Source organism: Dehalococcoidia bacterium, assembly GCA_040902535.1.
GTDB lineage: Bacteria > Chloroflexota > Dehalococcoidia > DSTF01 > JACRBR01 > JBBDXD01.
This window is the reverse complement of the sequence record JBBDXD010000019.1, coordinates 248,925-272,575: the sequence shown is the minus strand read 5'-3', so window position 1 is coordinate 272,575 and position 23,651 is coordinate 248,925. Positions and strand designations below refer to the sequence as shown.

Genomic DNA, 23,651 nt, shown 5'->3' with positions numbered 1-23,651 from the left:
TGCGCGCGGGCGTCTGGTGCTTCGCCACGAACGCAAGCTGCCCGGCATACCCGTGCTGTTCGACAAGTGGTTCGTGCGCTGGGCGTGGGGCGTCATCTCGCTGCGGCGCCTGTTGCGCGAGATCAACTTTCGCGCCGACCTGTTCCTGGACATCAAGTCGTCTTCGCTCCGCGCCGCGGACGCCGTCCTTGAACTGCACCAGGATCACGACGCAATGATGCCCCGCACGGATGTCTCGTCGAACCAGTGGAAACTGCTCGACCGCTTGGCCACCGCCGGGACAGACATGCGCATGTTCTACTCAGTGGGGCGGCACGACGCGATCAACGCGCTGCTTCGGCGCGCTGAGCGTGACCACCCGCCGGCCGGCACGTCTATCCGGCATACGCTGCTAAGCCCCGCATTGGTCGAGCGCCTCCACGCCGCAAACCTGATCGTCTACGCGTGGACCGTGAACAACGACAATCGCGCCCGCGAGCTGCTCTCGTGGGGGGTCGACGGCATCATTTCCGACGACGCCGGCATCTTCGAGGAGCTCGACAAGGACGCCGAAGCTACTTCGGGATCAGGTGCACAGCCGTCGCCTTGAACGACGCGACGACGCTGGCGCCTTCCGCGAGTCCCAGGTCCTCGACGGAGCGGCGCGTCACGCGGGCAATCACGGGAAAGCCGCAGTCGATCTCGACCCGGGCGTCCGCGCCGAGCATGACGACGCGACGGACGCTCCCCGGCAGGTGATTGCGCGCGCTCCCCGCGACGATCTCACCGCCGGTCGACACGCTGACGTCCTCCGGGCGCACACATACGAGCGCGCGCTTGAACGGGCCCGAGGCGATCGCCTCGATGACGTGGCCGTGTGCGGTCAGTGTCACGAGACCCTCGCTGCGCGAGGTGACGTCGGCGGGGACGATGGTCTCGACGCCAACGAACGCCGCCGTCGCCTCGTCCGCCGGCGCGCCGAAAACGCTGGCCGGCGCGCCGATCTGGCGAATCCGGCCGCCGATCATGACGGCGACACGATCGCCGAGTCGCGCAGCCTCGTCGTGGTCGTGCGTGACGAGCATCGCCGTCACGCTGGTCTCCGCCAACGCTGCCGCAAGATCATCGATGATCGCCGCCCGCGTGGGCGTGTCGAGCGCGCTGAACGGCTCATCGAGCAGCAGCACCTCGGGTTCGAGCGCAAATGCCCTGGCGAGGCTCGTGCGTTGCGCTTCGCCGCCGGACAGCGTGCGCGCCGAACGCTCCGCGAGCTGCGTGATCCCGAACGCGGCAAGCCAGTGGGCGACGCGCCCCTTGCGCTCGTCTCGCGCCACGCCGCGCAGACTCATACCCGTCTCAACGTTCGCTCCGACCGTGCGATCGAGCAGCAGCGGCTCCTGGAACACGACGGCCATGCGCCGGCGCAGCGCAAGCTCGCGGCCACGCGTCGCTGCGCCTTCGAAGAGCACGTTGCCGTGCGTTGCGCGCTCCAGTAGCGCGAGGTGCATGAGCAGCGTAGTCTTCCCCGCCCCGTTCGGTCCGATGAGCGCGGTCACGCGCCCCGCGGGAAGCCCGAACTCGGCGATGTCGAGCACGCGGCGCGCCGCGCGGTCCACGATGAGGCCATGAGCCTCCAACTTAAGCGTGTCTATGTCCTGAACCATGTAGGATTCGGCGTCAGGGCTTCTTCGGCGGTCGCGCCGCCTTCCGCTTGCCAGCGGTCACGCCGAAGCCCGTACTGCACCCATGTGAAGAGTGCGTTCACCGCCACCATCAACGCAAGCAGGATGATGCCGAACGCGAGCGCCGGACCGAAGTCGCCCTGGCTATGTTCGAGGAGGATGGCGCCCGTCAGCACGCGCGTCTCGCCCTCCAGGTTGCCGCCGACCATCACCGACGCGCCGACCTCCGAGATCGCGGCGCCGAAGGCCGTCATGATCGCGGCGAGCAACGGCAGCCGCACCTCGCGCACCAGGAGCCAGAGCATCTGCAGCCGCGACGCACCCAATGCGTAGACCTGCAGCCGCAGCTTCGACGGAAGCGCGGACATCGATGCAGCGGTAAACCCGATGATGATCGGAGTGGCGATGATCGTCTGCGCGATGATCATCCCCTCAGTCGTGTAGACGAGATCGAGCGCACCCAGCGGGCCGCTGCGCCACAGCAATAAGACGACGATGAGCCCCACGACGATAGGTGGCATCCCCATGCCCGTATTCACCAGCGAGAGCGCCACCAGCCGCCCGCGGAATTGGTTGAACGCCAGCAACGCGCCGACCGGTACGCCGATCATCAGCGCGAGGATCGTCGCCGTCCCCGAGACCCGCAGCGACCGCCACGCCACCTCGTACACGTGCTCGTCGTTGTTCGCCAGCAGCCGTATCGCTTCTCGAAGAGCGTCCCACACGAATTCCATGCTGTCTTCCTCCGATCAGCTCAGCCGGTAGGTTCAGGCTTGCCGGCATCCGGGAAAAACAGCGGTTCGCCGTAGTCTTCGACACCGAACTCCCCGATGACCTGCTGCACGTCTTCGCGCACGAGGAACGCCGCGAACGCACGCGCGCCGTCCACGTTGACGTTGCCGTGGACGTCCGGGTCGACGACGATCGTGTGGTAGACGTTGAGCAGCGCCGACTCGCCTTCGAGCAGGATCGCCAGGTCGAGTGTGTCCTGCTGTGACAGGTACGTCGCCCGATCACTGATGGTGTACCCCTGCCGCTGGCCGGCGATCTGGAGCGTGGCGCCCATGCCCTGTCCGCTCTTTTCGTACCAGCCACCCGACGGGTCTATGCCTGCGTCCTCCCAGAGGCTCAGCTCGAGCGCATTGGTGCCGGACTCGTCACCGCGGCTGATGAATTGGGACTCGGTCGACGAGATTGCCGTCATCGCGTCGTTAAGGGTCGCGGCGGCGGCGATCCCTGCCGGATCGGACTCCGGCCCGACGATGATGAAGTCGTTGTGCATGATCAACGTCCGCTCGATGCCATTGCCCTCATCGACCATGCGCTGCTCGGCCGCCGGCGAATGTACCAGCACCAGGTCGGCGTCACCGCGCGATCCCTGTTCGATCGCGGCGCCGGAACCGACGGCGATGATCTGGACGTTGTAGCCGCTCTCGTCTTCGAACATCGGCACAAGGACATCGAGCAGACCGCTGTCTTGCGTGCTCGTCGTGGTGGCGAGGATCACATCGCCGCTGGCCTTGGTCGCCTGGGGCGACGCGCCGGCCGCAGGCATGCTGTCCGCTCCCGACGTTTCTTCGTCATCGTCGCACGCGACAGCGACGGTGAGTATGAGCAACGCGACGGCCGCGAGCAGCCAGTGCTTCCTGAACACAATCCCCTCCTCGTCGAGCAGGGCGACCCTCGCCTTCGTTATGCCGGAGCGAGCATATCGTTGCGGGAGTGTTGCGTCCAGCCGAAGGCGTCAGGCGTCTCTGTCGAAGACGCGTCCAAATTCGCGCGACATGTCCTGCTCGACAGACGCCCGAAAGCGATCGTACAGCTCGACGAGACGGCGGCCCTCGGCGGTCAGGCGCGACCCGCCGCCGCCGGCGCCGCCCGCGGCGCTCTCGACGAGTTTCATGCCGCTGTTCTGTTCGATCTCGCGGACTTTGCCCCAGGCCCGTCTATAGGAGAGATGCATGCGTTCTGCCGCCTCCGCGAGCGACCCTGTCTCGTCGATGTGCCGGAGCAGGCGGACACGGTAGTCACTGAGGACGATGCGGCCGTCCCTTTCGAGCCAGAGCTTCGCCCGCGGTTGCATGCGGGTCATGGTACGCGACCCACCATCACGGCGCGCCGTCCCGATCGATCGAAGCACGATCGACGGGCTGCTGCAGCGTCGGCGCTACGACCGACGGTCCGGGGCCCGGAGAACCATCGACACTGGCGAGCTGCGTGTCTTCTCGCGCGGCCTCATACGTCGTCTCGAGCCGCACTTCACGCAGGAACAGGCTGATGACGACGGAGATCGCCGCAAGCGCGGCGGCAAACAGAAAGACGTCGGTGATCGCCGTCGCGAGGCCGTCCTTCATCGACGCGATGGTCTGGTCGAACAGCGGTAGGGCGTCGGCGCCGAACAGCGCACCGAAGCCGTCGTCGCGCAGTCGCTGAAGCGCCCCATCATCAAGCAGCACGCGCGGATTCTGCAGCGTGCTGAGCAACGGAGGCGGTGCCTCTGCCGCGACGCGCGGCGGCATGCCGGACGCAAGCTCGTCGTTGAGCCGCCGTGTGAGGATCGAACCCATGATCGCGACGCCGATCGTGCCTCCCGTCGAGCGCGCGAACTGGTTCAGGGACGTCGTCAGGCCCATCATGCGATGCGGGACGGCGTTCTGGGTTGCCAGCACCAGTGTGGGGAAACTCAACCCCAGCCCGAACCCCAGCAGCGCCATGTACTGCATGCCCGTGACCTGCGATGAGCCCCTCGTCAGCGTCGACATCAGGAACAAGCCGACGGTGGCGAGCGTCAGGCCGCTGACGGTCAGAACCTTATAGCGCCCCGTCCGGGAGATCACCTGGCCGCCGATCGCGCTGCCGCACACCATCGCGATGGTCATCGGCGTCAGCACGAGGCCAGCATTCGTCGCGCTGAAGTTCAGCACGCCCTGCATGAACAGCGGAATGTACACCGATGCCGAGAACATCGCCGCGCCGGAGACGAACGTTACGGCAGTGCAGACAGCGAAGATCGGGTTGCGGAAGAGCGAGAACGGCACGATCGGCTCGTCTGCCCGCGTCTCGATCATAAAGAACGCGGCGGCCATCAATGCCGAGAACGCGAGCGGCAGCACGACCTGGGGCGATGTCCATGCGTAGTCTACGCCTGCCCACGAGAATGCCAGCAGCATGGGCGCGATCGCCGCCGCCAGGGTCACGGCGCCGGGATAGTCCAGGCGCCGCGTCGCGTCGTGCCGCTCGCTCTTTGGCAGCACCAGCGCCAAGACCACGAGCGCCATCAGCCCGAGCGGGATGTTTACGTAGAAGACCCAGCGCCAGTGAAGGTGGTCAGTGATCCCGCCGCCGATCAGCGGGCCCAGCACGCTCGCCAGCCCGAAGCCGCCGCTCATCAGGCCGACGTACTTGCCACGCTCGGCCGGCGGAAACAGGTCGGCGATGATGGCGAACGCGTTCGCAAAGATGAACCCGCCGCCGATGCCCTGGATGCCGCGAAAGACGATCAGCTGCACCATGTTCTGCGACACACCGCACAGCACCGAACCGATCAGGAAGATGACGATGCCCGTGAGGAAGAAGATCTTGCGACCGTAGATATCGCCGAGCTTGCCAACGATCGGCACAAACGTGGTCGAGGCGAGCATGTACGACGTAAAGACCCACGCGTAGAGCTTCAGCCCTGACAGCTCGGCGATGATCCGCGGCATCGCCGTCCCGACGATCGTCTGATCCATCGCCGAGAGGAACAGCCCGAGCATGACTGCGCCCATGATCGTCCAGCGCTTTGCTGAATCGATCGGCGCCGGCGACGCACTCAATTCGGCGCTCCCGTTTCGATGGCAACATTGGCTGCCGCCGCGACCAGCGCCTGCAGTCCGCGCGTCAGCGTATTCAGCTCGTCATCCGTCAGTGCCGCCAGGATCTCCGTCAGGAGCGTTCGCCCCTCGCGCTGGAGTTCCGTCACGATCTGCTGTCCCCGGGGCGTCAGTTCGTGGCGCACGAACCGGCGGTCCTGCGCATCTTCCGCCCGGCGCACGTAGTCCTGCCGCGTCAACCGGTCGACGAGCCCCGACGCCGTCGGAGCGGCGATATCGAGGTGCGCCGCGAGCGCGCCCAGCGTCGCGCCTGGTTCTGCGTGCAGGAAGAACATCAGCCGCAATTGCCCGGTGGTCAGCTCGGCCTCGCTCCACATGCGAATGCGGATCGGGTCGATGATCGCAATCGCCTGGGCGTACAGGCGCATCGCCTCGGAATGTCGTTGCGCTCGTCGATCTGCCACTTCGCTCCGTCCGAACAGTTAGCGTGACGCTAAGAAGTATCGGAGGCGGAGCGAGCCGCCACAAGAGCGGTGCGCGCCAACGCGCGGGCACCGCGTATCCGGCGGATGGAGTGGGCGGCGATTGAGAAGCGGCATCGCCGTGGTCGGGCGCGCCTAACAGCGGTGCTACAACGGCCCGTACTGGACGCCTGAGCCATTGATTCCGTAAACGGGCGCCCATACGTTGAGGAAGAAGCGGAATCACCCATTGTTCTCAGGAGGAGAAGCAGAGTATGGCTCTAGCCAAACCATTTGGAATTGCGTCCATCATCGGAGGAATCGTACTCCTCATGCTGGCGTTCGCGGTCGGTACGAGCGGCAATACGGCCTTCGCCGGCGATGACACGCCGACGGTCGGCGCCGGTGACACGACCGGTACGCCTGACGGCGACGACGGCACGGCGACGCCGGATGCCGGCGGCGGCGTCACTACGCCGACCACGGCCGCGGGCGGCATCAGCACGCCGACGGTCGCCGGTGACGCCGACGACGACGCGGCGACGCCGGATGCGGGTGGCGGCGCGCTGCCTGACACGGGCACGGGTACGGGCGGCAGCGGTACGGACGCTTCGCTGCTGTGGCTGTTGGGCGCAGGCGCGCTCGTGGCCGGCGCCGGTGCAGTGCTTGTCGGTACGCGCCAGCGCGGCTAATCAGCCAACAGCGACGCAACGGAGAAGGCCCGCACGGACGCGGGCCTTTCTCTGTGTGCTCGAGTAGGAGCAGCAGCCCGCCGAAGGGGGCGGCGGGGAGCGTCCCTGCTTCGGACGCCACCTTCCCTTCGGCGGGCTACTCGTCAAGGAGATACTACTCCGGCAGTAACAGGATGCGGTGGTCGCTTATGTGGAAAATCGAGTTTTAAGCGAGGTTGCTATGCGGCCTTGAGTTCGCCGGCGGCGTCGCGCTCGGGCGCCGATAGATCACCCGTCAGCGCGTCATCGACCTCCAGCCTGTGCGCCCAGAACTGGCGGAGGAGGGAGGCGCTGACAATCGTCACGAGGATCGCGATGACGATGAACGATTCCATGATCAACTCCTCCGTGCGCCCATCCTGGTTGGTTGTGGCAGGCCCCGAAACGGGCGGGGCCCGGAACCACGTGTACACGCCTGTCGGGGGTCGAGGCGTGCGGCGGGTGGCAGCCGGGGACTGCTGCCACCCGTCGTTGCCTACTACTTCTTCTTTGCGGCCGGCCGGCGAGCCGTGGTCTTACGGGCCGTCTTGCGGGTGCGGCTCTTCGCCGCCGCCGCCTTGGCCGGTCGCTTGCGTGCGGTCGTCTTGCGAGCCGTCGTGCGCTTTGCCGTCCGCTTGCGCGCGGTCGTCTTGCGTGCCGGGCTCTTGCGGGCCGCCTTCTTCGCCGTGCTCTTGCGTGCGGTCGTCTTGCGAGCCGTGCTCTTGCGAGCGGTCGACTTGCGGGCTGTGGACTTGCGGGCGGCCTTCTTGGCTGGCGACTTCTTGGTCGCCTTCCGCGCCCTCTTCCTGGTTACAGCCATGCTTTCCCTGCCTCCTGTCTTCCTTGACCGTTGCTCCCTACCCGTTAGGAGCAGCCACTCGTGCTACCGCAGTTCTCACAGCGGTAACACGTCCCCGACCTCATCATGATCCACCCGCAGTTTGCACATGCGGGTGCATCGGCGTGTCCGTTGACGCGCGGCGCGCGGTATACCAACGGCACGTCTGCTGCGGCGCCATCGCTCGGCGCCACGTTCGTCGCCACGTTCGTCGACGCCGCCTCCGGCGCTGAGCCCGCCACCATCGGCAACGGGTACTGGCCGGACGCCAGCGCGGCCTTGATCTCCGGCGTCATCACGCCGATCTCATACGCCTGCTGCGGCGTCATGTAGCGGCTCGCGAGCCAGCGAAACACGTAGTCGATGATCGACTGCGCGATCGGAATGTCACGGTTCTCGGTGCGCCCCATCGGTTCGAAGCGCATGTGGCTGAAGTTGCGCACCAGATCCTCGATCGGTACGCCGTATTGCAGCGCGTACGAAATCGCCCGGCCGAAGGCCTCCGTCAGGCCGCTCACCGTCGAGCCCTGCTTCGCCATGGAGAGGAAGATCTCCCCGGGCGAGCCATCTTCGTAGAGCCCGACCGTGATGTAGCCCTCGTGCCCTTCGATGCAGAACTTGTGCGTGACGGAGGTGCGCGTGTCCTGCATGCGCCGGCGGACCGGCCGGCCCTCGGCTGCGGCCTGGTCCGCCTCTTGAGCTTCCTTCGATGTCGAGAGCGGTTGGACGCGCTTGGAACCGTCCCGGTAGATGGCGATCGCCTTGATCCCGTGCCGCCATGCCTCGAGGTAGGTGTCGGCCACATCCTCGATGGTGGCCTCGTTCGGCAGGTTCACCGTCTTGGAGATGGCGCCCGAAATGAACGGCTGAGCCGCGCCCATCATCTTGATATGCCCCATATGGCCGATGGTGCGCTCCCCGTTCTCCGCCTTGAAGGCGCAGTCGAACACGGGCAGGTGCTCGTCCCTCAGCAATGGGGCGCCTTCGATCGTGTCATTGGCGTCGATGAAGCGGACGATGTCGTCGATCTCCCCGGGGGCGTAACCGAGGCGCTTGAGCGCCCGGGGCACCGTCTGGTTGACGATCTTGATCATGCCCCCGCCGACGAGCTTCTTGTATTTCACCAGCGCGATGTCCGGCTCAACGCCCGTCGTATCGCAGTCCATCATGAACGCGATCGTCCCCGTAGGCGCGAGCACTGTGGCCTGTGCGTTTCGGTAACCGAATGTCTCGCCGAGCTGTAGTGCATCGTCCCATGCTCTCTGCGCCGCATCACTCAAATGTTTTGGCGCGTACGCATTCTCTATTGTACGCGAAACATCACGATGTTTTGCAATCACGCGCAACATTGCAGTCCTGTTCTCATGATATGCGCTGAACGGACCGACGCGCTGCGCGATCGATGCGGACGTCGCGTACGCGTGTCCGGTCATCAGCGCGGTGATCGCGGCGGCATATGCGCGGCCCGCGTCGGAGTCGTAGGGAAGACCGAGCGACATAAGCAACGCACCGAGGTTCGCGTAACCCAGACCGAGCTGGCGCATCGCTTCGGTGTTCTTGCGGATCTTCTCCGTCGGATAACTCGAGTTGCCGACGATGATCTCCTGCGCCCAGATCGTCACCGTCACCGCCCGCCGGAACGCCTCGGTGTCGAACGTCCCTTCCTCATCGATGAACTTCATCAGGTTCAACGAAGCGAGGTTGCAGGCGGAGTTATCGACGTGCATGTACTCCGAGCAGGGGTTGCTGGCGTTGATGCGGGAGGTATTCGCGCACGTATGCCAGTCGTTGATGACCGTGTCGTACTGCATGCCGGGGTCGCCGCACGCCCAGGCCGCCGCCGCGATCTTGTGCAGCAGGTCGCGGGCGTTGACCGTGGCGGTCGTCTCGCCGCCGACGACAGACTTCAGCGACCAGTCGCGCCCCTCGATGGCCGCGGCCATGAAGTCGTCGGTGACGCGGATCGAATTGTTCGCGTTCTGGAACTGGATCGAAGACCAGGCGTCGCCATTGAGGGACATGTCCCAGCCGGCCTCGCCCAGGGCGTAAGCCTTCCGTTCTTCGTTCGCCTTGCACTCGACAAATTCCTCGATGTCCGGGTGGTCGGCGTTCAGGACGACCATCTTGGCGGCCCGGCGCGTCTTCCCCCCGGACTTGATCGAACCGGCGATGCTGTCGGCGCCGCGCATGAACGAGATGGGACCGCTCGCCTGGCCGCCCGCCGATAGCTGCTCCCGGCTCGAGCGAATCGCCGACAAGTTGATGCCGGAGCCGGAGCCGCCCTTGAAGATCATGCCCTCGGTCTTGCACCAGTCCAGGATGGACTCCATCGTGTCGTCGACCGAGAGGATGAAGCAGGCCGAGCACTGCGGCTTCTCTTCGACGCCAACGTTGAACCAGACCGGGCTGTTGAAGGCCACCTTCTGGTTCACGAGCAGATGCGTCAGCTCGATGCGAAACGTCTCTGCCTCGTCGTCGCTCAGGAAGTACCCGTCGCTGCGTCCCCAGCCGGCGATCGTATCCGCGACGCGGCCGATCATCTGCTTCACGCTCTTCTCGCGACGGTCGGTGCCTAGCGGCCCGCGAAAGTACTTCGACACGACGACGTTGGTCGCCGTCTGCGACCAGGACGCCGGGATCTCGACGTCCTTCTGTTCGAAGAAAGCGTTGCCGGACTCGTCGGCAATCGCCGCCGTCCGGTACTCCCACTCGAGTTCATCGAAGGGGTGACTGTCCGCACGCGTGAAGTAGCGCTCGACCGTGAACAATGTGCTGGCGAGATTCTTGCGGACGTCTGGTTCGGCCTGGAGCACCATGACTGCGGGATTCCTTTCGCTTAGCCTGCCTTCACCGTTCGATGCGCGCGGGGACCGACGAAGCGAGCCTGGCCACGGCTCGCCAATTCGTGATGTTCTCGTTCCACGACGGAACCTCGCTGAGGTCGACGCCGGTGCAGCGCGCAAACTCGCGCACGGCGTGCAGGTGTTCATCCGCGGCGGTGCGCACGTCGGGCACGGCGCCTTCATGCACCTGCTGCAAGAACTCCGCTGCCGCCATGCCCAGGGCAGCGATAGCCTGATTGAGTGCCCTGCTCACTGCAACCGTTTTCATGCCACCTCTCGAAGCGCCTGACGGGATCGCTGGTGGGAAACGTCGGACGCTGGCCGGTGATCCGGACAGCGCCGTCCCCGACAACTACCCGTGCGCTGCGATCGCGCCTCCTTGCGTGAATGCTTGCCACCGGCGCGCGAGCTCGGCGCCGATCGCTTCGGGCTTCAGCACCGACAGCCCGACGGGCGAGCGCCCGGCGCGCAGCGTGACGAGCAGCCGTTCGAAGACCGTCTCGTCCATGTTGCTCAGCCGGTAGTCCGTGAGCAGCGCGATGCCGTCTTCGATCGAGCGGCGGTCGCCGTCATCGTCGAGCAGCGCCAGCCGCTTGCGCATATCGCCTACGACTTCTTCCATGAATGCTTCGACGTTCGACATCCTTGTCCTCGTCCGCTCAGCGCTGTTCGATGCGCGCGGCATCGCCGCTCGCCATCTCTGGTGACGCCGGATCTTCGGCCGCTGCGGGCGCCGGCGCCTGCGCGGGTGCGACGTAACCCGTCGTGAGGTGCTCCGGCACACGCTCCACGATACGCAGCCGGTATACCGACACGCGCTGCTCGGAAGGCCCGCGCAGCTTGAACGTCAGGTGCCGGTCGCTGATGTCGAGCGTCGTGCCATCGTCGAGTTCCAGCGTCAGCGCGCCGCGCTCGCGCTCCAGCATGTGCATCTCCCACGATGGCCACATTGTCACTTCATTGCGGTCGCGATCGACCTCGCACGGTCCGCTCGCGATGAACTCGCCTTCGTGATTCAACAGCTTGCCTTCTACGCGCACGCCAGATGCTCTCCTTGCCTGTGCCGTGTGCTGTTCAGCGCGCCCTGCGCCGTCTCTTCGGCTGAACCTCGGATGCCGACTCCTTGCCCGGCATGGGCGTGGGAGTCTGCACCGGCCGCACCGGGCGGCGGGTACGGGTTCGATTATTCGGTGCGGCCGGTCGCAGCCGAAGAGAGGGTGGAGCGAACTCGGGCTCCTGCATGAGCGGCAGTTGTGCGCCCGCGGGCCTGCTGCCGGATGCCAGCGCTTCGAGTTCGTCCTTCAGGGCGTCGAGGTCCGCGAACTGCCTGTAGACACTCGCGAACCGGACGTAGGCGATGGGATCCAAGTGGCTGAGGCGGTCCATGACCAGCTCGCCGATGAATGCTGACGGGATCTCCGGCGTATTCGCCTGGTAGAGCGTCGATTCGATGTCGCCTGCCAGGCTTTCGATGGCGCCGATTTCGAGCGGGCGTTTCTCGCAGGCCTTGTGCAGGCCCGTGAGCAGCTTCTCGCGCGAGAACTCCTCGCGCCGTCCATCCTTCTTGATGACGTACAGCGCCACGGCCTGGACGCGCTCGTAGGTAGTGAACCGGCCACCGCAGTCCGGGTTCAGGCATTCGCGACGGCGCCGCACGCCATCATCGACCTCACGTGAGTCGACGACCTTGGAGTCAAGCCATTCGCAGTGCGGGCAGCGCATCTCTGCTCCCGCCGTCAATTGTTAAAGCGTGTTGATCAGTAGATCATTGACGGCAAGCGCGAGAGTACCACCACATGTTGTGCCTGTCAACGGGCCGGACCGGCTTCACAGGCTATATCTTGTGCCAGATGCCCGATTGTAAGGGTAAATCGTCACCCGGTGCGGGTCATATCTGAGGTCGGCAGATCATAAACCAGGAATTGGCCCAGTTATGGAAAAATCGCGAGCGCTGGTGTAGGATAGTCCGCGAAGTAGCCTACGCTCCCGGTTCTGCGGCATCTGCCCATGTCGCTCCACCGGGTCGGGCTACTTTTTTTGCAGTCGTCAGTTGTCAGTTTTCAGTCGTAAGTGGGGGCCGCTCGCCACTCCACCACGCGCTCCATGTCGATGGCGATCACGGGCCGCGATTCGAGCGCCATCGTCGTGTACTGGGCGTAGCGCTGGCGCAGCAGGGCGATCGCGGCGGCGTGCTCGTCGCCCGCGTCGATGATGCGTGCGCGTCCGCGGAGCTGCACATAACGAAGACGCGACCAGTCGGCGTCGTCGTAAACGTCGAACAGCACCTGGACGTTTGGGTTCGCTTCGATGTTTCGCAGACGTCGCAGGCGCCGGTAGTCGCCGCTCTTGGGCTTCTCGTCGATGGCTGAGTACAGGACCTCGCCGGCGAGCGCGAAGCAGATCGGCACGACGTGCGGCCTTCCGTGCTCGTCGACCGTCGCGAGCCGGGCGACGCGCTGATGCTCAATGAATTCCCGGACGCTTATATCAATCGCCATACGTCGCGATGGTAACAACCCGTCTCCGAGCCCCTGGCATGCTGACATCCGACATCCGACCTCCGATTTCCCAACCGCCATCCCCTATACTGCCGATCCGAAGCCCGGACGGCGCGCCGAACCGCGCAATCCGGAAAAAAGGGTCGGCCGTGAGCAGCGTCATCTCCCAATACGCCGCTCACGGCCTCTGCCTTTCCCTGGTGGGGGAAAGATCCCCGGAGCACCTCGACTCCGGGATGACTTGGCTAGACAGTCACCTCCTTTCCCGGATTGCCCAGGCGTCCCTCAGCGCGCCACCACCGTGCGGCGCAGGAACGTCGGAAGCTCTGTGTCGCGCGGGTCCGGCGCCGCCTCGGCGTGGAGCGCTTGCGGCTCCTCGTATGGCTCAGGCGCGGCCGGCGGCGCATCGTCGTCCGGCGTGTACTTGCGGTACTGCTCCGGTATCGGGTGCACGGCGACAGGGCGCGCGAACCCCGTCGCGATGACGGTGATCTTCACTTCGTCGCCCAGGCGCGGGTCGATCGCGGTACCGAAGATGATCTCCGCATCCGGGTCGACCACGTCGGCGATGATCTGCGCTGCTGCGTTGAGTTCCTGCAATCCCAGGTTCTTGCCGCCCGTGACGTTGAACAGCACGCCGCGCGCGCCGTTGATCTGTACGTCCAGCAGCGGGCTCGCGATGGCCGCCCGCGCGGCGTCTTCCGCGCGGTTTGCGCCCGAAGCGCGGCCGATCGCCATGAGCGCCGGCCCCGCCTCCGACATGATCTTGCGCACGTCGGCGAAGTCGAGGTTGATCTCGCCCGGCAGGGTGATGATCTCGGAGATCCCCTGGATCCCCTGCAGCAGGACGTCGTCGGCGGAACGGAAGGCTTCTTCGACGGTCGCCTTCTCGTCGCAGGTCTGCAGGAGCCGGTCGTTCGGAATGACGATCAGCGTGTCAACCTTGTCCTGCAGCCGCTGGATGCCCTCTTCGGCATTGCCACGCCGCTTTGTGCCCTCAAACCCGAACGGCTTCGTCACGACGCCGATCGTCAGGGCGCCGGCCTCCTTCGCGACCTCCGCCACGATCGGCGATGCTCCGGTGCCGGTGCCGCCGCCCATGCCGGCCGTCACGAACACCATCTCGCAGCCGCGGAGGGCTTCCAACAGTTCGTCGCGGCTCTCTTCGGCCGCCCGCAGGCCGCGTGCCGGGTCGCCGCCGACGCCCAGCCCCTTCGTCAGCTTGTCGCCGATGCGGATCTTGATCTCCGCCGGCGACTGTTGCAGCGCCTGGCCATCGGTATTGACGGCGACAAACTGCACGCCCGCGATCTGTTCGGCGATCATGCGGTTGACGGCATTGCAGCCCCCACCACCCACGCCAATGACCTTGATTGGCGGCAGCCCGTCCGAATACGTCCTTGTCATGGTCGCCTCCCTGATCGCTTCTTCCTGTTTCATCGCTGCGAGCTCATCCTCGAACATCACCGATTGGCGGTCTTGCGGCATTCACCCTCCTTGCTCCACCTCCTCTGGCGCGCGTGGCGCCCTACTCCGGTAGCAACACGCGCGCCCAATTCCCGACGCGCCGCCAGATGCTGTTGATGTCGAGCGATGCCCGCGGCGCCCTGTGCCACGAACTCGCCTCCGCCTCGTTCACGGCCCACTGCAGCAGACCGACGCTCGTCGCGTAGCCCGGGTCGGTGAGCACGTCCGTCAGTCCGTGCAGGTTGCGCGGCATGCCTGTGCGCGCGGGCCAGCCGGTCACCTGCTCGGCCAGCAGGTCGATGCCGGAGAGCTTCGCCGTCCCGCCGGTCAAGACGATCCCGGCCGAGACGATGTCATCGTGGACGGCGCGCTTTACCTCCGCGGTGACCATCTCCAGGATCTCTTCGCAGCGCGCCTGCACGATCTCGCAGAGCCGGCGCCGCAGTTCCGTCTTCTCGCCCTCTGAGCCAAAGGCCTCCATGACGAACGTCTCGTGTGCGTCCACCATGCTCGGGATCGCGTGGCCGAAGTTCTTCTTGGCCTCCTCCGCCGCCTGGTACGGCGCCCGCAACCCCACCACGATGTCGCGTGTCACGTGGTTGCCGCCGACGGGCAGCACGGCTGTGTGATACACGCTGCCTTCGATGAAGAGCGCGATCGCCGTCGTGCCGCCTCCTATGTCCGCCAGCACGACGCCCTGCTCCTTCTCTTCCTGGTCGAGCACCGCTTCGGCGGCGGCGAGCGGCTCGAGGATCAGGCCATCGACCTGCACGCCGCAGTTCTCGACGCACTTCGTCAGGTTCTGGATCGCGCTGTCGATGCCCGTGACGATGTGCGTCTCGACGTCCAGCCGCGTGCCGTACATGCCCACCGGGTCCGAGACGTTGTCCTGGCCGTCGACGACGTAGTAGCGCGGAATAACGTGGACGATCTCGCGGTTCGTCGGGATGCTGACGACGCGGGCACCATCGAGCACCCGCGCGACGTCGTCCGGCATGATCGGCCGCGTCCGGTCGGGGATGGCGATGATGCCGCGGTTGTTCAGGCAGCTGATATGCGATCCGGCAACGCCGACGTGCGCGGAAAGGATGCGCGTGCCGCTCGACCGCTCCGCTTTGTCCACTGATGCGCGGATCGACTCCGTGGCATCGCGGATGTTCTCCACCATGCCCCGCGACAGCCCGTCCGATGGCGCTACGCCCACCCCCAGGATGCGCATCTCGTCGTCATGCGAGACCTCGCCGACGACGGTGCAAATCTTCGTCGTCCCGATGTCGATCGACGCAAACGTCCCAACACGGCTCATGACGGCCCTCCTAGTTGAAGCTCAGGCGATCGCCGAATCGAAGGTCGACCGCGTTGAGCGCCAGGTCCCTCTCCTTCGCCTGCTCCAGCAGCACGTAGAGCGAGGCGATCTTGTAGTCGTAATCACGTGAATCGCCGAACGTCACCCAGACTGGCTTTCCGTTGATGTCCGTCGATGAAAGCGCCACCGTCAGCCCCGACTCCTGGCGATACGCGAGTACGAGCACCCGGCGCCCGAACGCCGTCTCGGCCTCGTCCACGATCCGCGCCGCGAGCTGGATCGCGCCGCGATCGATGCGATCGCCCTTGTTGAGCACGCGCCGAGCATCCACTTCGAGGATCACGGGCGAGCCTTCGGCGGCCGCCGGACCGTCTAGCACGTAGCCGTCGATGTCGATCGGCACGTTCACACCATTGATCTGCCAGCTGCCCCATGGCGTCCGTTCTTCGACGGTGATCGTGACGCTCGTCCACCCGTGCTTTTCGATCGTCGCCTCGTAGACCTTCGGGATCTCTTCGATGCGCTCCTCGGCGGCGGCCAGGTCGAGCGTGAAGATGCTGTCGCCCCTTATCTCCGCAGCGTCGAGAATGTCGTCGGCGGGCACTTCCGCCGCGCCGGCGACCTGCACGTTGCTGACTGTCAGGTACGGCGACCGGTACGCCCACCATGCCGCGGACGCGACCAGCGTGAGCGTGGCGCCGAAGAAGGCGATGCGTGCCTGCAGCGGCGTGATCCGCCACACAGGCTCCGGCTTCTCGCGACGATGCACACCGCGCTCCGGCTCTTTCGTCTTCACGACGCGGTTCGGGCGGCCGGGCTTCGCCGCCTTGTACGGCCACCGCCTGGGAGTGCGAGGGTTAGGCATTGCGCGCCTCCCTCTCTCGAAACCGCCCGAGCGCCAGGTCGACGAGTTTGCTGATCAACTCGCGGTATGTGAGGCCGGTGAGCTGCCACAGTCGCGGAAACATGCTGATCGGCGTGAAGCCCGGGATCGTGTTTATTTCGTTGAACACCAGGTGTCCGTCTCGCTCCAAAAAGAAGTCAACGCGCGCGAATCCGGCACCGCCCTGAATCACGTCGAACACTTCGACGGCCGTTTCCTGGACAGACTCGACCGTCTCGTCATCCAGTTCCGCAGGCGCCACCAGCCGTGCGCTGTCCTCGAGGTACTTCGCGGCGTAGTCATAGAACTCACCGGCCGGCATCACCTCGCCGACCGGCGATGCCGATGCCGGCTGGCCGCCGATGACGCCGCATTCAATCTCGCGCCCGCGGATCGCTGTCTCGACAAGGACCTTGCCATCGATCGCGAAGGCCGCCTTCATGGCGCCTTCCAGATCTTCGCGCGAATGCGCCTTGCTCACGCCGACGCTGCTGCCGCCGTTCGAGGGCTTGATGAACGCCGGGTAGCCGACGGCCTGCTCAATCTGCAACGCGGCGCTCCTCGCGTCGCCTGTCCAGTGCGACTCGCGCAGCTCGATATAGGGCGCGACGTCGATACCGGCTTCGACGAGCAGGTGCTTTTGCAACCCCTTGTCCATGCCGATGGCGCTCGCCGCGACGCCGCAACCGGCGTACGGGAGCGCGAACATCTCGAGCATGCCCTGGAGCGTGCCGTCTTCACCGTTGATGCCGTGCACGAGCGGAAAGAGCACGTCGACGGAGCTGAGTTGGTCAAAGATCTCGTGGCGTTCGAGCAGACGCGGCACCTCCCCCTCGAGCCGCTTCTGGAATGGCGGGTCGTCGCGGCCAAGCTGAAGGTGCGTCTCTTCCGGCGTCAGCCAGCGGCCGTCGCGCGTGACGCCGAACGGCACGACGTCGAAGCGGTCAGAGTCGGCGGCCTTGATCATCTCGATCGCCGAGACGACCGAGACTTCGTGCTCCACCGAGCGTCCCCCGAAGATGACGCCGAGCTGCATCTTCGTCATGCGAAACCCTCGCCCACGAACTCGACCTCGGTGACCAGCCCAATGCCATGATGCTCGTTCACCCGTCGCTGCGCCTCGCGGATCAGCGCCGTCACGTCGGCCGCGCTGGCCGCACCCAGGTTTTCGATGAAGTTGGCGTGCTTGTTCGAAAACATCGCGTCGCCGATACGGTGCCCGCGCAGCCCGACGGCGTCGACCAACTCCCAGGCGTGGCGTCCATCCGGATTCTTGAAGGTGCTGCCGCTGTTGCGCCCGCGCGGCTGCGCCGCCAACCGTTGCGCATCGATCTCGGCGATCCGGCGCACGAGCGCGGTGGCGTCGCCGCGCGTGACGACAAGCTGCGTCGCAAGCACGACGCACCCTTCGCACTCGCCGCGCGTGAAGACGCTGTTGCGGTACGTCAGCTTCAGGTCCGGCGCCTGCACCTCTTTTGTCTGCTCGTCGGCCGTGAGCATCGATACGAACCGCAGCACATCGGCGATGGAGCCGTCGTATGCGCCCGCGTTGTAGACCACGGCGCCGCCGAGCGTGCCCGGTATGCCGCATGCCCACTCGATGCCGCCGAATCCCTGGCGTGCGAGGTTCCGCGCGAGCGCGGCGAACGACGTGCCGGACTCCGCACGGACCGTCCACTCGCCGTCCACTTCATGCGGGGCCGTGACGTGCTTCGCCTGGTTGTCGATGACGACGCCGCGAATGCCGAGGTCGCCGACGAGAATGTTGCTGCCGGAACCGAGGATGAAGTACGGCGCGCCGGCGCGTCGCGTTTCAACGACGGCCAGTGCGAGTTCGCCGGCGTTGCGCACGCTCACGAACACGTCGGCCGGCCCGCCGATGCCGAACGTGGTGTGGCGCGCGAGGGGCTCTTCCCTCCTCACGGGCGCTATCGGCTGCAGGCGATCGGCCAGTTCTTCGTACATCTCGCCCGGGCGCGCCTCCCTGCGCGTCATTGCGTGCATCTACGCACGCTCCCTCAGCTTCTCCAGCACTCGCGGACCGACGCTGTTCACGTCTCCCGCCCCCACGGTGAAGAACACATCACCCGGCCGCAGGTCCGATGCGACGCGCTCGGTCGCCTCGTCGAAGGTCGCGACGTACGTCGCCGGGGGCGCGACGATCGCGCGTGCCAGGCCTTCGCCGGACATGCCGCGCTCCGGTTCTTCGCGCGCCGCGTACGTCGGCCCGATGTACAGCACGTCGATGCCCTGGAATGCAGTCTTCCATTCGTCGAGCAGGTATGCCGTGCGCGAATAGGTGTGCGGCTGGAACAGCACTACAAGCCGCCGGTCGCCGAACCGCTCCCGCGCCGGCTGCACCATGCCGGCGCGCACCTCCGTGGGGTGATGCGCGTAGTCGTCCATCACCGTCACGCCCGCCGCCTCGCCGACGTACTCGAAGCGCCGCTGCGCGCCGCGGTACGACGCGAGCGCTGACTTCATCACCGCCGTGTCGATGCCGATCGTGTTGCCGGCGGCGATGCCAGCGAGCGCGTTGCTGACGTTGTGGCGCCCCGGAAGCCCAATGCGGAATTCGCCAAACGCGGCGCCCCGATTGTCCACGCTGAAGGTCTGGCCGCGTTCGTCGTGCGAGATTTCGTGCACCGTCCACGTCGCCGGTTGCTCCAGCGCATACGTCTGCTTGTCGTTCGCAGCTATGCCGCCCGCAGCGACCGCCTCGCGCACCCGCTCGCTGTCCGCAGATGCGATTACATGACCCGACGCGGGAACGCTCGCCATGAACTGCCGGAACGCACCCACCAGGTCGTCGATGTCGGCATAGATATCGAGATGGTCCGGATCGATATTGGTCACGACAGCCACGTCCGGCGTATAGCTGAGGAACGCGCGGTCGTATTCGTCCGCTTCGACGACGATGTACTTGCCCTCACCGGGCGCGGCGTTCGTGCCGAGGCTCCGCACGTCGCCGCCGATCAGGTACGTCGGATCCAGCTTCGCTTCGACGAGCATGTGCGCGATCAGGCCACTGGTCGTCGTTTTGCCATGCGTGCCCGCGACGGCGATGCTGTAGCGCCCCTCCATCAGCATTGCCACCATCTCCGCGCGCTTGATCGTCGCGATGCCCCGCCGCCGCGCTTCGGCGATCTCGGCGTTGTCCTCGTGTGCGGCAGACGTGAACACGACAAGCTCCGCGTCTCCCACGTGCTCGGCTGCATGCCCGATGTAGACCGTGATGCCTAACGCTTCGAGCTTCTTCGTTGCATCGCTTGCTCGCTGGTCGGAGCCGCGCACGGTGTGGCCCCAAGCGTGCAGGATCTTCGCGATCGCCGACATGTGCGCGCCGCCAATACCGACAAGGTGCACTCGGTCGGGGACGTTGGGCGCCCGTTCGCTCATGCCGCCACCTCGATCAGCGTGCGCGCCAGGTCGCGTGCGGCGTCCGGTCGCGCCAACGTCCGCATCGCCGCGGCCATGCGCTCGCGACGTGCATCGTCTTCGAGCAGTTCGATGACGACTTCGCCGAGGCGCTCGATCTCAGCGTTACGCAGCATGACCGCGCCGCCCTGCGCCTGCAGGTACTCCGCGTTCGGCGCCTGCGACCAGCCCTCGTACTCGCCGGGCACCAGGATCGCCGCTGCGCCCGCCGCCGGCAGCTCGCCGAGCGTCGATGCGCCCGAACGGCTCACGACGAGGTCCGCCGCTATCATCGCGGCGGGCATGTCGTCGGTGTAGCCGCGTACGTGGTAGCGCTCGCGCAGGTTCGCATCGAGCTGTTCGCGCTGTGCGATGGCCCACGCTTCGTCGTCGGCGCCTGTGAGGTGCATGACGTGTGCGCGCGCGAGCAGATCAGGAAGGGCGGCAACGATCGCCCTGTTGATCGCGTGCGCACCGAGGCTCGCGCCGGTGACGAGCACCACCTTCGCGTCGCGCGGCAGGCCCCCGCGGTCACGCGCGGCGTTGCGGTCCAGCGACCAGAAGTCACCGCGCACCGGGTAGCCGACGACCGTCGTTTTGTGCGCCGGTAGGTAGTCGAGCGCGCGCTCCGATGTCGTCGTCATGCGCGTCGCGAGCCGGGAGAGCAGGCGCACCGCCCAACCGGGCGTGACATCGGGCAGATATACGACGAGCGGCTTGCGCAGCACGCGCGCCGCGACGCTGACCGGCACGCTAGCGTAGCCGCCTGTTGCGAACACGACGTCCGGCCGATAGCGTCCCAGCGCCCACAACGACTGCACGATGCCGAGCGCGAGCTTCACGATGTTGCGCGCGAACGTGATCGGCGATGCAACCCGCAGTTGACCCGCCGATATGGCGCGAAACGCGATGCCTTCGCGCGGCACGATCTGCGCATCCACACGGCCCTTCACGCCGATGTACAGCATGTCGAGGGCCTCGGCGCGTCCGCGCATCTCCGCCTCGAGGGCACGTGCGACCGCCAGGCTCGGGTACACGTGTCCGCCAGTGCCGCCTCCTGCGAGCACCACTCTCACCGCGCTCCCTTCCGCTGCGGCCAGCCGCCCTTGCGCACGTCTCTCGTCGTGCGGCGTGTCGGACGGACGATCTTGTCGGAGTCGTCGACGGGCTTCGGCTTCTTGGCGAGCGTGCGCGCGTCGACGCCGTACCGGGAAATGCTGAGCAGAATGCCTATGGCGGCGAGCATGGCCATGAGCGCCGAGCCGCCGTAGCTCAGGAACGGCAGCGGGATCCCGGTCAGCGGCATCATCCGGGTGATACCGCCGACGTTGATGATTGCCTGGTAAGCGACCCACGATACGACCCCGACCGCGAGCAACGACCCGAAGTCGTCGCGCGCTCGGAGGATCACGCGGAAGCCGCGCGCGATGAGCAGCGCGAACAGCGCGATCACGACGAAGCAGCCGATGAATCCGAGTTCCTCGCCGATGATGGCGAAGATGCCATCCGTGTGGGCGCCGGGCACGTAGAAGAACTTCTGGCGGCTCGCGCCCAGACCAAGCCCGTGCCAGCCGCCGCTGCCGAGCGCGATCAGCATTTGCAGTGTGTGGAAGCCGCGTCCGGTCGGGTCGTCTTCGGCCCTGATGAACGCGAAGATGCGGTCGGTGCGGTAATCGCCGCTCAGGATCAGCAACGACGCAACGACGCCGGAGATGCATGTGAACGCGGCGATGTGCGTCAGCGACGCGCCGGCCACGAACACCAGCGTGAGCGTCGTCGCCACGATCACGATCGTCGTGCCGAGGTCCGGCTGCAGCATGATCAATCCCGCGACGAGGCCGACGAGCAGCACGAACGGAAAGAACCCCGTCCAGAACGCCTTCACGTGCTCGCCACGGCCCGCCAGCCATGCGGCGACGTAAATGATCAGCGCGAGTTTGGCGAACTCGCTCGGCTGGATCGGCGGGATCGGCCCGCCCACGGCGATCCAGCGCTGCGCTCCGTTACGGTCGACGCCGACGCCCGGCACCAGCACCGCCACGAGCATCAGCACGGCGCCGAGCATCAACAAGGGGCTGATGACGCGCAGTTGGCGATAGTCCATCTTCATCAGCACGACCATCGCCACCGCGCCGATCATGCCGAAGAACACCTGTCGATAGACGAAATAGTTGGCATCGCCGAATTCGAGCAGCCCGAGCGCGAAGCTCGAGCTGTAGACGACCAGCACGCCGAGCACGACGAGAGCGCCGACGGTGAACATGATCAGGTAGTCGGGTGTGCCGACCTTCATGCGAGCGGGATGCGCCGTGACGGCCATTACCGCGCCTCCGCACCGATCTGTTGCACGAAGCGGCGGAACTGATCTCCGCGCTCCTCGAAATTGCGATACGCGTCGAAACTGGTGCAGGCCGGTGAGAGCAGGACGACCTCGCCGGGTTCTGCCTGCGCGCGCGCGACCTTCATTGCTTCGGCGAGCGTCGTGACCTGGAACATGACGGCGTTGTTCTCCGGGTCGTCGGCCTCCGCCGCGAACGCGTCGTGCAGCCGCTGGCCGTCCTGTCCGAAGAACACGATGGCGTGGCAGCGCTTCATCGCTTCGCGCGCCAGTTCGTCCTTCGGCAAGTCCTTGTCGCGGCCGCCGAGCAGAAGCACGAGCGGCTCGCTGAACGAACGGATGCCCGCGAGCGTGCGCTCGGGTGTGGTGGCGATGCTGTCGTTGACGTAACGCACGCCGTCGACCTCGCCGACGGTCTCGAGCCGGTGCGGAATCGGCGCAAATGAGCGGATCGCGGCGGCGATCGTCTCGCCGCCGATGCCCGCCGCCCGGGCGATCGCCGTCGCCGCAACCGCGTTCGCCACGTTGTGTTGGCCGCGGAGAGGGATCTCGCTCGTCGGCAGCACCATCTCCTCGATGCTCTCGCCACGCACGAAGATCGCGCCGTCGCGTACGAAGGCGCCGTCGCCGGGCACGTCGTCTGAGACGGTGAAATGGGAGAGGCGCGCGGGCGTCAGTTCAGCAGACGCGGCCGCGATCGCGTCGTCGAGGTTCAATACGACGTGATCATCCGGCGACTGGAAGCGGACGATCTTCTGTTTGAGCGCGACATAATCATCCCATCTGAACTGATCGAGGTGGTTCGGCGTGACATTCAATATCGAAGCGATGTGCGGGCTGCGGTCCGTCATTGCCAGTTGCGTGTGGCTCATTTCCATAACGGTCCACGTGTGTTCGTTGAGACCGTCGAGAATGCCGAGCAAGCCCGTGCCGATGTTGCCCCCCACCCGGTACGGGCGTCCGGCGGTCGCCAGCATGTGGGCGACGAGGCTGGCCGTTGTTGTCTTGCCGCTGCTGCCCGTAATGCCGATCGTCGGTCCCGGGCAGTGCTCCATGAACTCGCGCGTCATCGAACTGAGGCGGATGCCGCGTTCCTGCACCGCCACGACCGTCGGGTGGCTCATCGGCACGCCCTGAGAGGCGAAGACGACATCGCTGTCTGCGGGATCTGCGTTGCCGGAGGGTCCGAGTTCGTAGCGGATGGGAAGCTCCCGAAGCTGTTCCAGCCGGTCGGTGAGGGCTTCCGGGAGCTTGGCGTCGATGACCGTGACGCTTGCCGCGCCATGCGTGGCCGCGAACCTGGCCACATCCACGCCTTCGATGCCGAGACCAATAACGGTCACCCGTTTCCCCACCAGGAAGTCTCGTTTACCTGTCATAGCACGTTAGCAAATCCGCTGTCAAGCATCGCCGCCTT

General features: G+C 66.1%; 25 protein-coding genes. 2 read left to right on the top strand and 23 right to left on the bottom strand.

The features are described from left to right. Positions 1–16 precede the first annotated feature (16 nt). A complete protein-coding gene (locus WEB52_10980; protein MEX2226961.1) occupies positions 17–589 on the top strand; it encodes a glycerophosphodiester phosphodiesterase in 573 nt (190 codons plus the stop codon). Here the strand turns inward: WEB52_10980 and WEB52_10975 are convergent. The 6 genes from WEB52_10975 to WEB52_10950 all read right to left on the bottom strand — a co-directional run bounded on the left by WEB52_10975 (position 555) and on the right by WEB52_10950 (position 5,901). Next, the gene (locus tag WEB52_10975) at positions 555–1,643 is read right to left on the bottom strand and encodes an ABC transporter ATP-binding protein (GenBank protein ID MEX2226960.1); all 1,089 of its coding nucleotides are present in this window, start codon (positions 1,641–1,643) and stop codon (positions 555–557) included. The two genes, WEB52_10980 and WEB52_10975, sit on opposite strands and share 35 nt — an antisense overlap. Continuing rightward, positions 1,628–2,395 (bottom strand): ABC transporter permease, encoded by a 768-nt coding sequence (locus tag WEB52_10970; protein MEX2226959.1) that lies wholly within the window; start codon positions 2,393–2,395, stop codon positions 1,628–1,630. The genes WEB52_10975 and WEB52_10970 overlap by 16 nt, the downstream gene beginning before the upstream one ends. Positions 2,396–2,415: 20 nt before the next feature. After that, entirely contained in the window at positions 2,416–3,315 is a 900-nt protein-coding gene (locus tag WEB52_10965) for a substrate-binding domain-containing protein (GenBank protein ID MEX2226958.1), read from the bottom strand. Between the two features lie 90 nt (positions 3,316–3,405). Then, positions 3,406–3,744: a LysR family transcriptional regulator gene (locus WEB52_10960; GenBank protein MEX2226957.1), complete on the bottom strand. Its 339-nt coding sequence runs from the start codon at positions 3,742–3,744 to the stop codon at positions 3,406–3,408. 25 nt (positions 3,745–3,769) lie between these two features. After that, complete coding sequence (locus WEB52_10955; GenBank protein ID MEX2226956.1) at positions 3,770–5,476, bottom strand: MDR family MFS transporter; 1,707 nt, start codon at positions 5,474–5,476, stop codon at positions 3,770–3,772. Next, positions 5,473–5,901, bottom strand: coding sequence for a MarR family transcriptional regulator (locus tag WEB52_10950; protein MEX2226955.1), 429 nt, complete (start codon positions 5,899–5,901; stop codon positions 5,473–5,475). The genes WEB52_10955 and WEB52_10950 overlap by 4 nt, the downstream gene beginning before the upstream one ends. A 365-nt stretch (positions 5,902–6,266) precedes the next feature. Between WEB52_10950 and WEB52_10945 the strand changes: the two genes are divergently transcribed. Next, complete coding sequence (locus WEB52_10945; GenBank protein ID MEX2226954.1) at positions 6,267–6,626, top strand: hypothetical protein; 360 nt, start codon at positions 6,267–6,269, stop codon at positions 6,624–6,626. Positions 6,627–6,844: 218 nt separating this feature from the next. Here WEB52_10945 and WEB52_10940 read toward each other — a convergent pair whose 3' ends face one another. From WEB52_10940 to murD, 17 genes are all read right to left on the bottom strand, one after another. After that, positions 6,845–7,000 carry a hypothetical protein gene (locus tag WEB52_10940; protein MEX2226953.1) on the bottom strand — a complete coding sequence of 52 codons (156 nt, stop codon included), beginning with the start codon at positions 6,998–7,000 and terminating at the stop codon, positions 6,845–6,847. A 143-nt stretch (positions 7,001–7,143) separates the two neighbouring features. Further along, positions 7,144–7,464 (bottom strand): hypothetical protein, encoded by a 321-nt coding sequence (locus tag WEB52_10935; GenBank protein MEX2226952.1) that lies wholly within the window; start codon positions 7,462–7,464, stop codon positions 7,144–7,146. Positions 7,465–7,508: 44 nt separating this feature from the next. Continuing rightward, on the bottom strand, positions 7,509–10,298 hold the full coding sequence (locus WEB52_10930; protein ID MEX2226951.1) for a vitamin B12-dependent ribonucleotide reductase: 2,790 nt from the start codon (positions 10,296–10,298) through the stop codon (positions 7,509–7,511). Positions 10,299–10,329: 31 nt separating this feature from the next. Next, a complete protein-coding gene (locus WEB52_10925; GenBank protein ID MEX2226950.1) occupies positions 10,330–10,593 on the bottom strand; it encodes a hypothetical protein in 264 nt (87 codons plus the stop codon). 84 nt (positions 10,594–10,677) lie between these two features. Next, positions 10,678–10,968, bottom strand: a complete 291-nt coding sequence (locus tag WEB52_10920; protein ID MEX2226949.1) for a hypothetical protein — start codon at positions 10,966–10,968, stop codon at positions 10,678–10,680. 16 nt (positions 10,969–10,984) lie between these two features. Beyond that, positions 10,985–11,365 carry a hypothetical protein gene (locus WEB52_10915; GenBank protein MEX2226948.1) on the bottom strand — a complete coding sequence of 127 codons (381 nt, stop codon included), beginning with the start codon at positions 11,363–11,365 and terminating at the stop codon, positions 10,985–10,987. Between the two features lie 34 nt (positions 11,366–11,399). Next, positions 11,400–12,065 carry a transcriptional regulator NrdR gene (gene nrdR / locus WEB52_10910; protein ID MEX2226947.1) on the bottom strand — a complete coding sequence of 222 codons (666 nt, stop codon included), beginning with the start codon at positions 12,063–12,065 and terminating at the stop codon, positions 11,400–11,402. Positions 12,066–12,385: 320 nt separating this feature from the next. Continuing rightward, positions 12,386–12,823, bottom strand: a complete 438-nt coding sequence (locus tag WEB52_10905; GenBank protein MEX2226946.1) for a TIGR03668 family PPOX class F420-dependent oxidoreductase — start codon at positions 12,821–12,823, stop codon at positions 12,386–12,388. Between the two features lie 285 nt (positions 12,824–13,108). Continuing rightward, positions 13,109–14,230 (bottom strand): cell division protein FtsZ, encoded by a 1,122-nt coding sequence (gene ftsZ / locus WEB52_10900; protein MEX2226945.1) that lies wholly within the window; start codon positions 14,228–14,230, stop codon positions 13,109–13,111. 121 nt (positions 14,231–14,351) lie between these two features. Next, positions 14,352–15,596: a cell division protein FtsA gene (ftsA, locus tag WEB52_10895; GenBank protein MEX2226944.1), complete on the bottom strand. Its 1,245-nt coding sequence runs from the start codon at positions 15,594–15,596 to the stop codon at positions 14,352–14,354. A 10-nt stretch (positions 15,597–15,606) separates the two neighbouring features. Continuing rightward, positions 15,607–16,461, bottom strand: coding sequence for an FtsQ-type POTRA domain-containing protein (locus WEB52_10890; GenBank protein MEX2226943.1), 855 nt, complete (start codon positions 16,459–16,461; stop codon positions 15,607–15,609). Then, positions 16,454–17,524 (bottom strand): D-alanine--D-alanine ligase family protein, encoded by a 1,071-nt coding sequence (locus tag WEB52_10885; protein MEX2226942.1) that lies wholly within the window; start codon positions 17,522–17,524, stop codon positions 16,454–16,456. The genes WEB52_10890 and WEB52_10885 overlap by 8 nt, the downstream gene beginning before the upstream one ends. Further along, on the bottom strand, positions 17,521–18,483 hold the full coding sequence (murB, locus tag WEB52_10880; protein ID MEX2226941.1) for a UDP-N-acetylmuramate dehydrogenase: 963 nt from the start codon (positions 18,481–18,483) through the stop codon (positions 17,521–17,523). The genes WEB52_10885 and murB overlap by 4 nt, the downstream gene beginning before the upstream one ends. Further along, positions 18,484–19,878 carry a UDP-N-acetylmuramate--L-alanine ligase gene (gene murC, locus WEB52_10875; GenBank protein MEX2226940.1) on the bottom strand — a complete coding sequence of 465 codons (1,395 nt, stop codon included), beginning with the start codon at positions 19,876–19,878 and terminating at the stop codon, positions 18,484–18,486. Next, the gene (locus WEB52_10870) at positions 19,875–20,966 is read right to left on the bottom strand and encodes a UDP-N-acetylglucosamine--N-acetylmuramyl-(pentapeptide) pyrophosphoryl-undecaprenol N-acetylglucosamine transferase (GenBank protein ID MEX2226939.1); all 1,092 of its coding nucleotides are present in this window, start codon (positions 20,964–20,966) and stop codon (positions 19,875–19,877) included. The genes murC and WEB52_10870 overlap by 4 nt, the downstream gene beginning before the upstream one ends. 2 nt (positions 20,967–20,968) lie before the next feature. Continuing rightward, positions 20,969–22,216, bottom strand: a complete 1,248-nt coding sequence (gene ftsW, locus WEB52_10865) for a putative lipid II flippase FtsW (protein MEX2226938.1) — start codon at positions 22,214–22,216, stop codon at positions 20,969–20,971. Then, positions 22,216–23,613 (bottom strand): UDP-N-acetylmuramoyl-L-alanine--D-glutamate ligase, encoded by a 1,398-nt coding sequence (gene murD, locus WEB52_10860; protein ID MEX2226937.1) that lies wholly within the window; start codon positions 23,611–23,613, stop codon positions 22,216–22,218. Before murD ends, ftsW begins: the two co-directional genes overlap by 1 nt. Between the last annotated feature and the right edge of the window lie 38 nt (positions 23,614–23,651).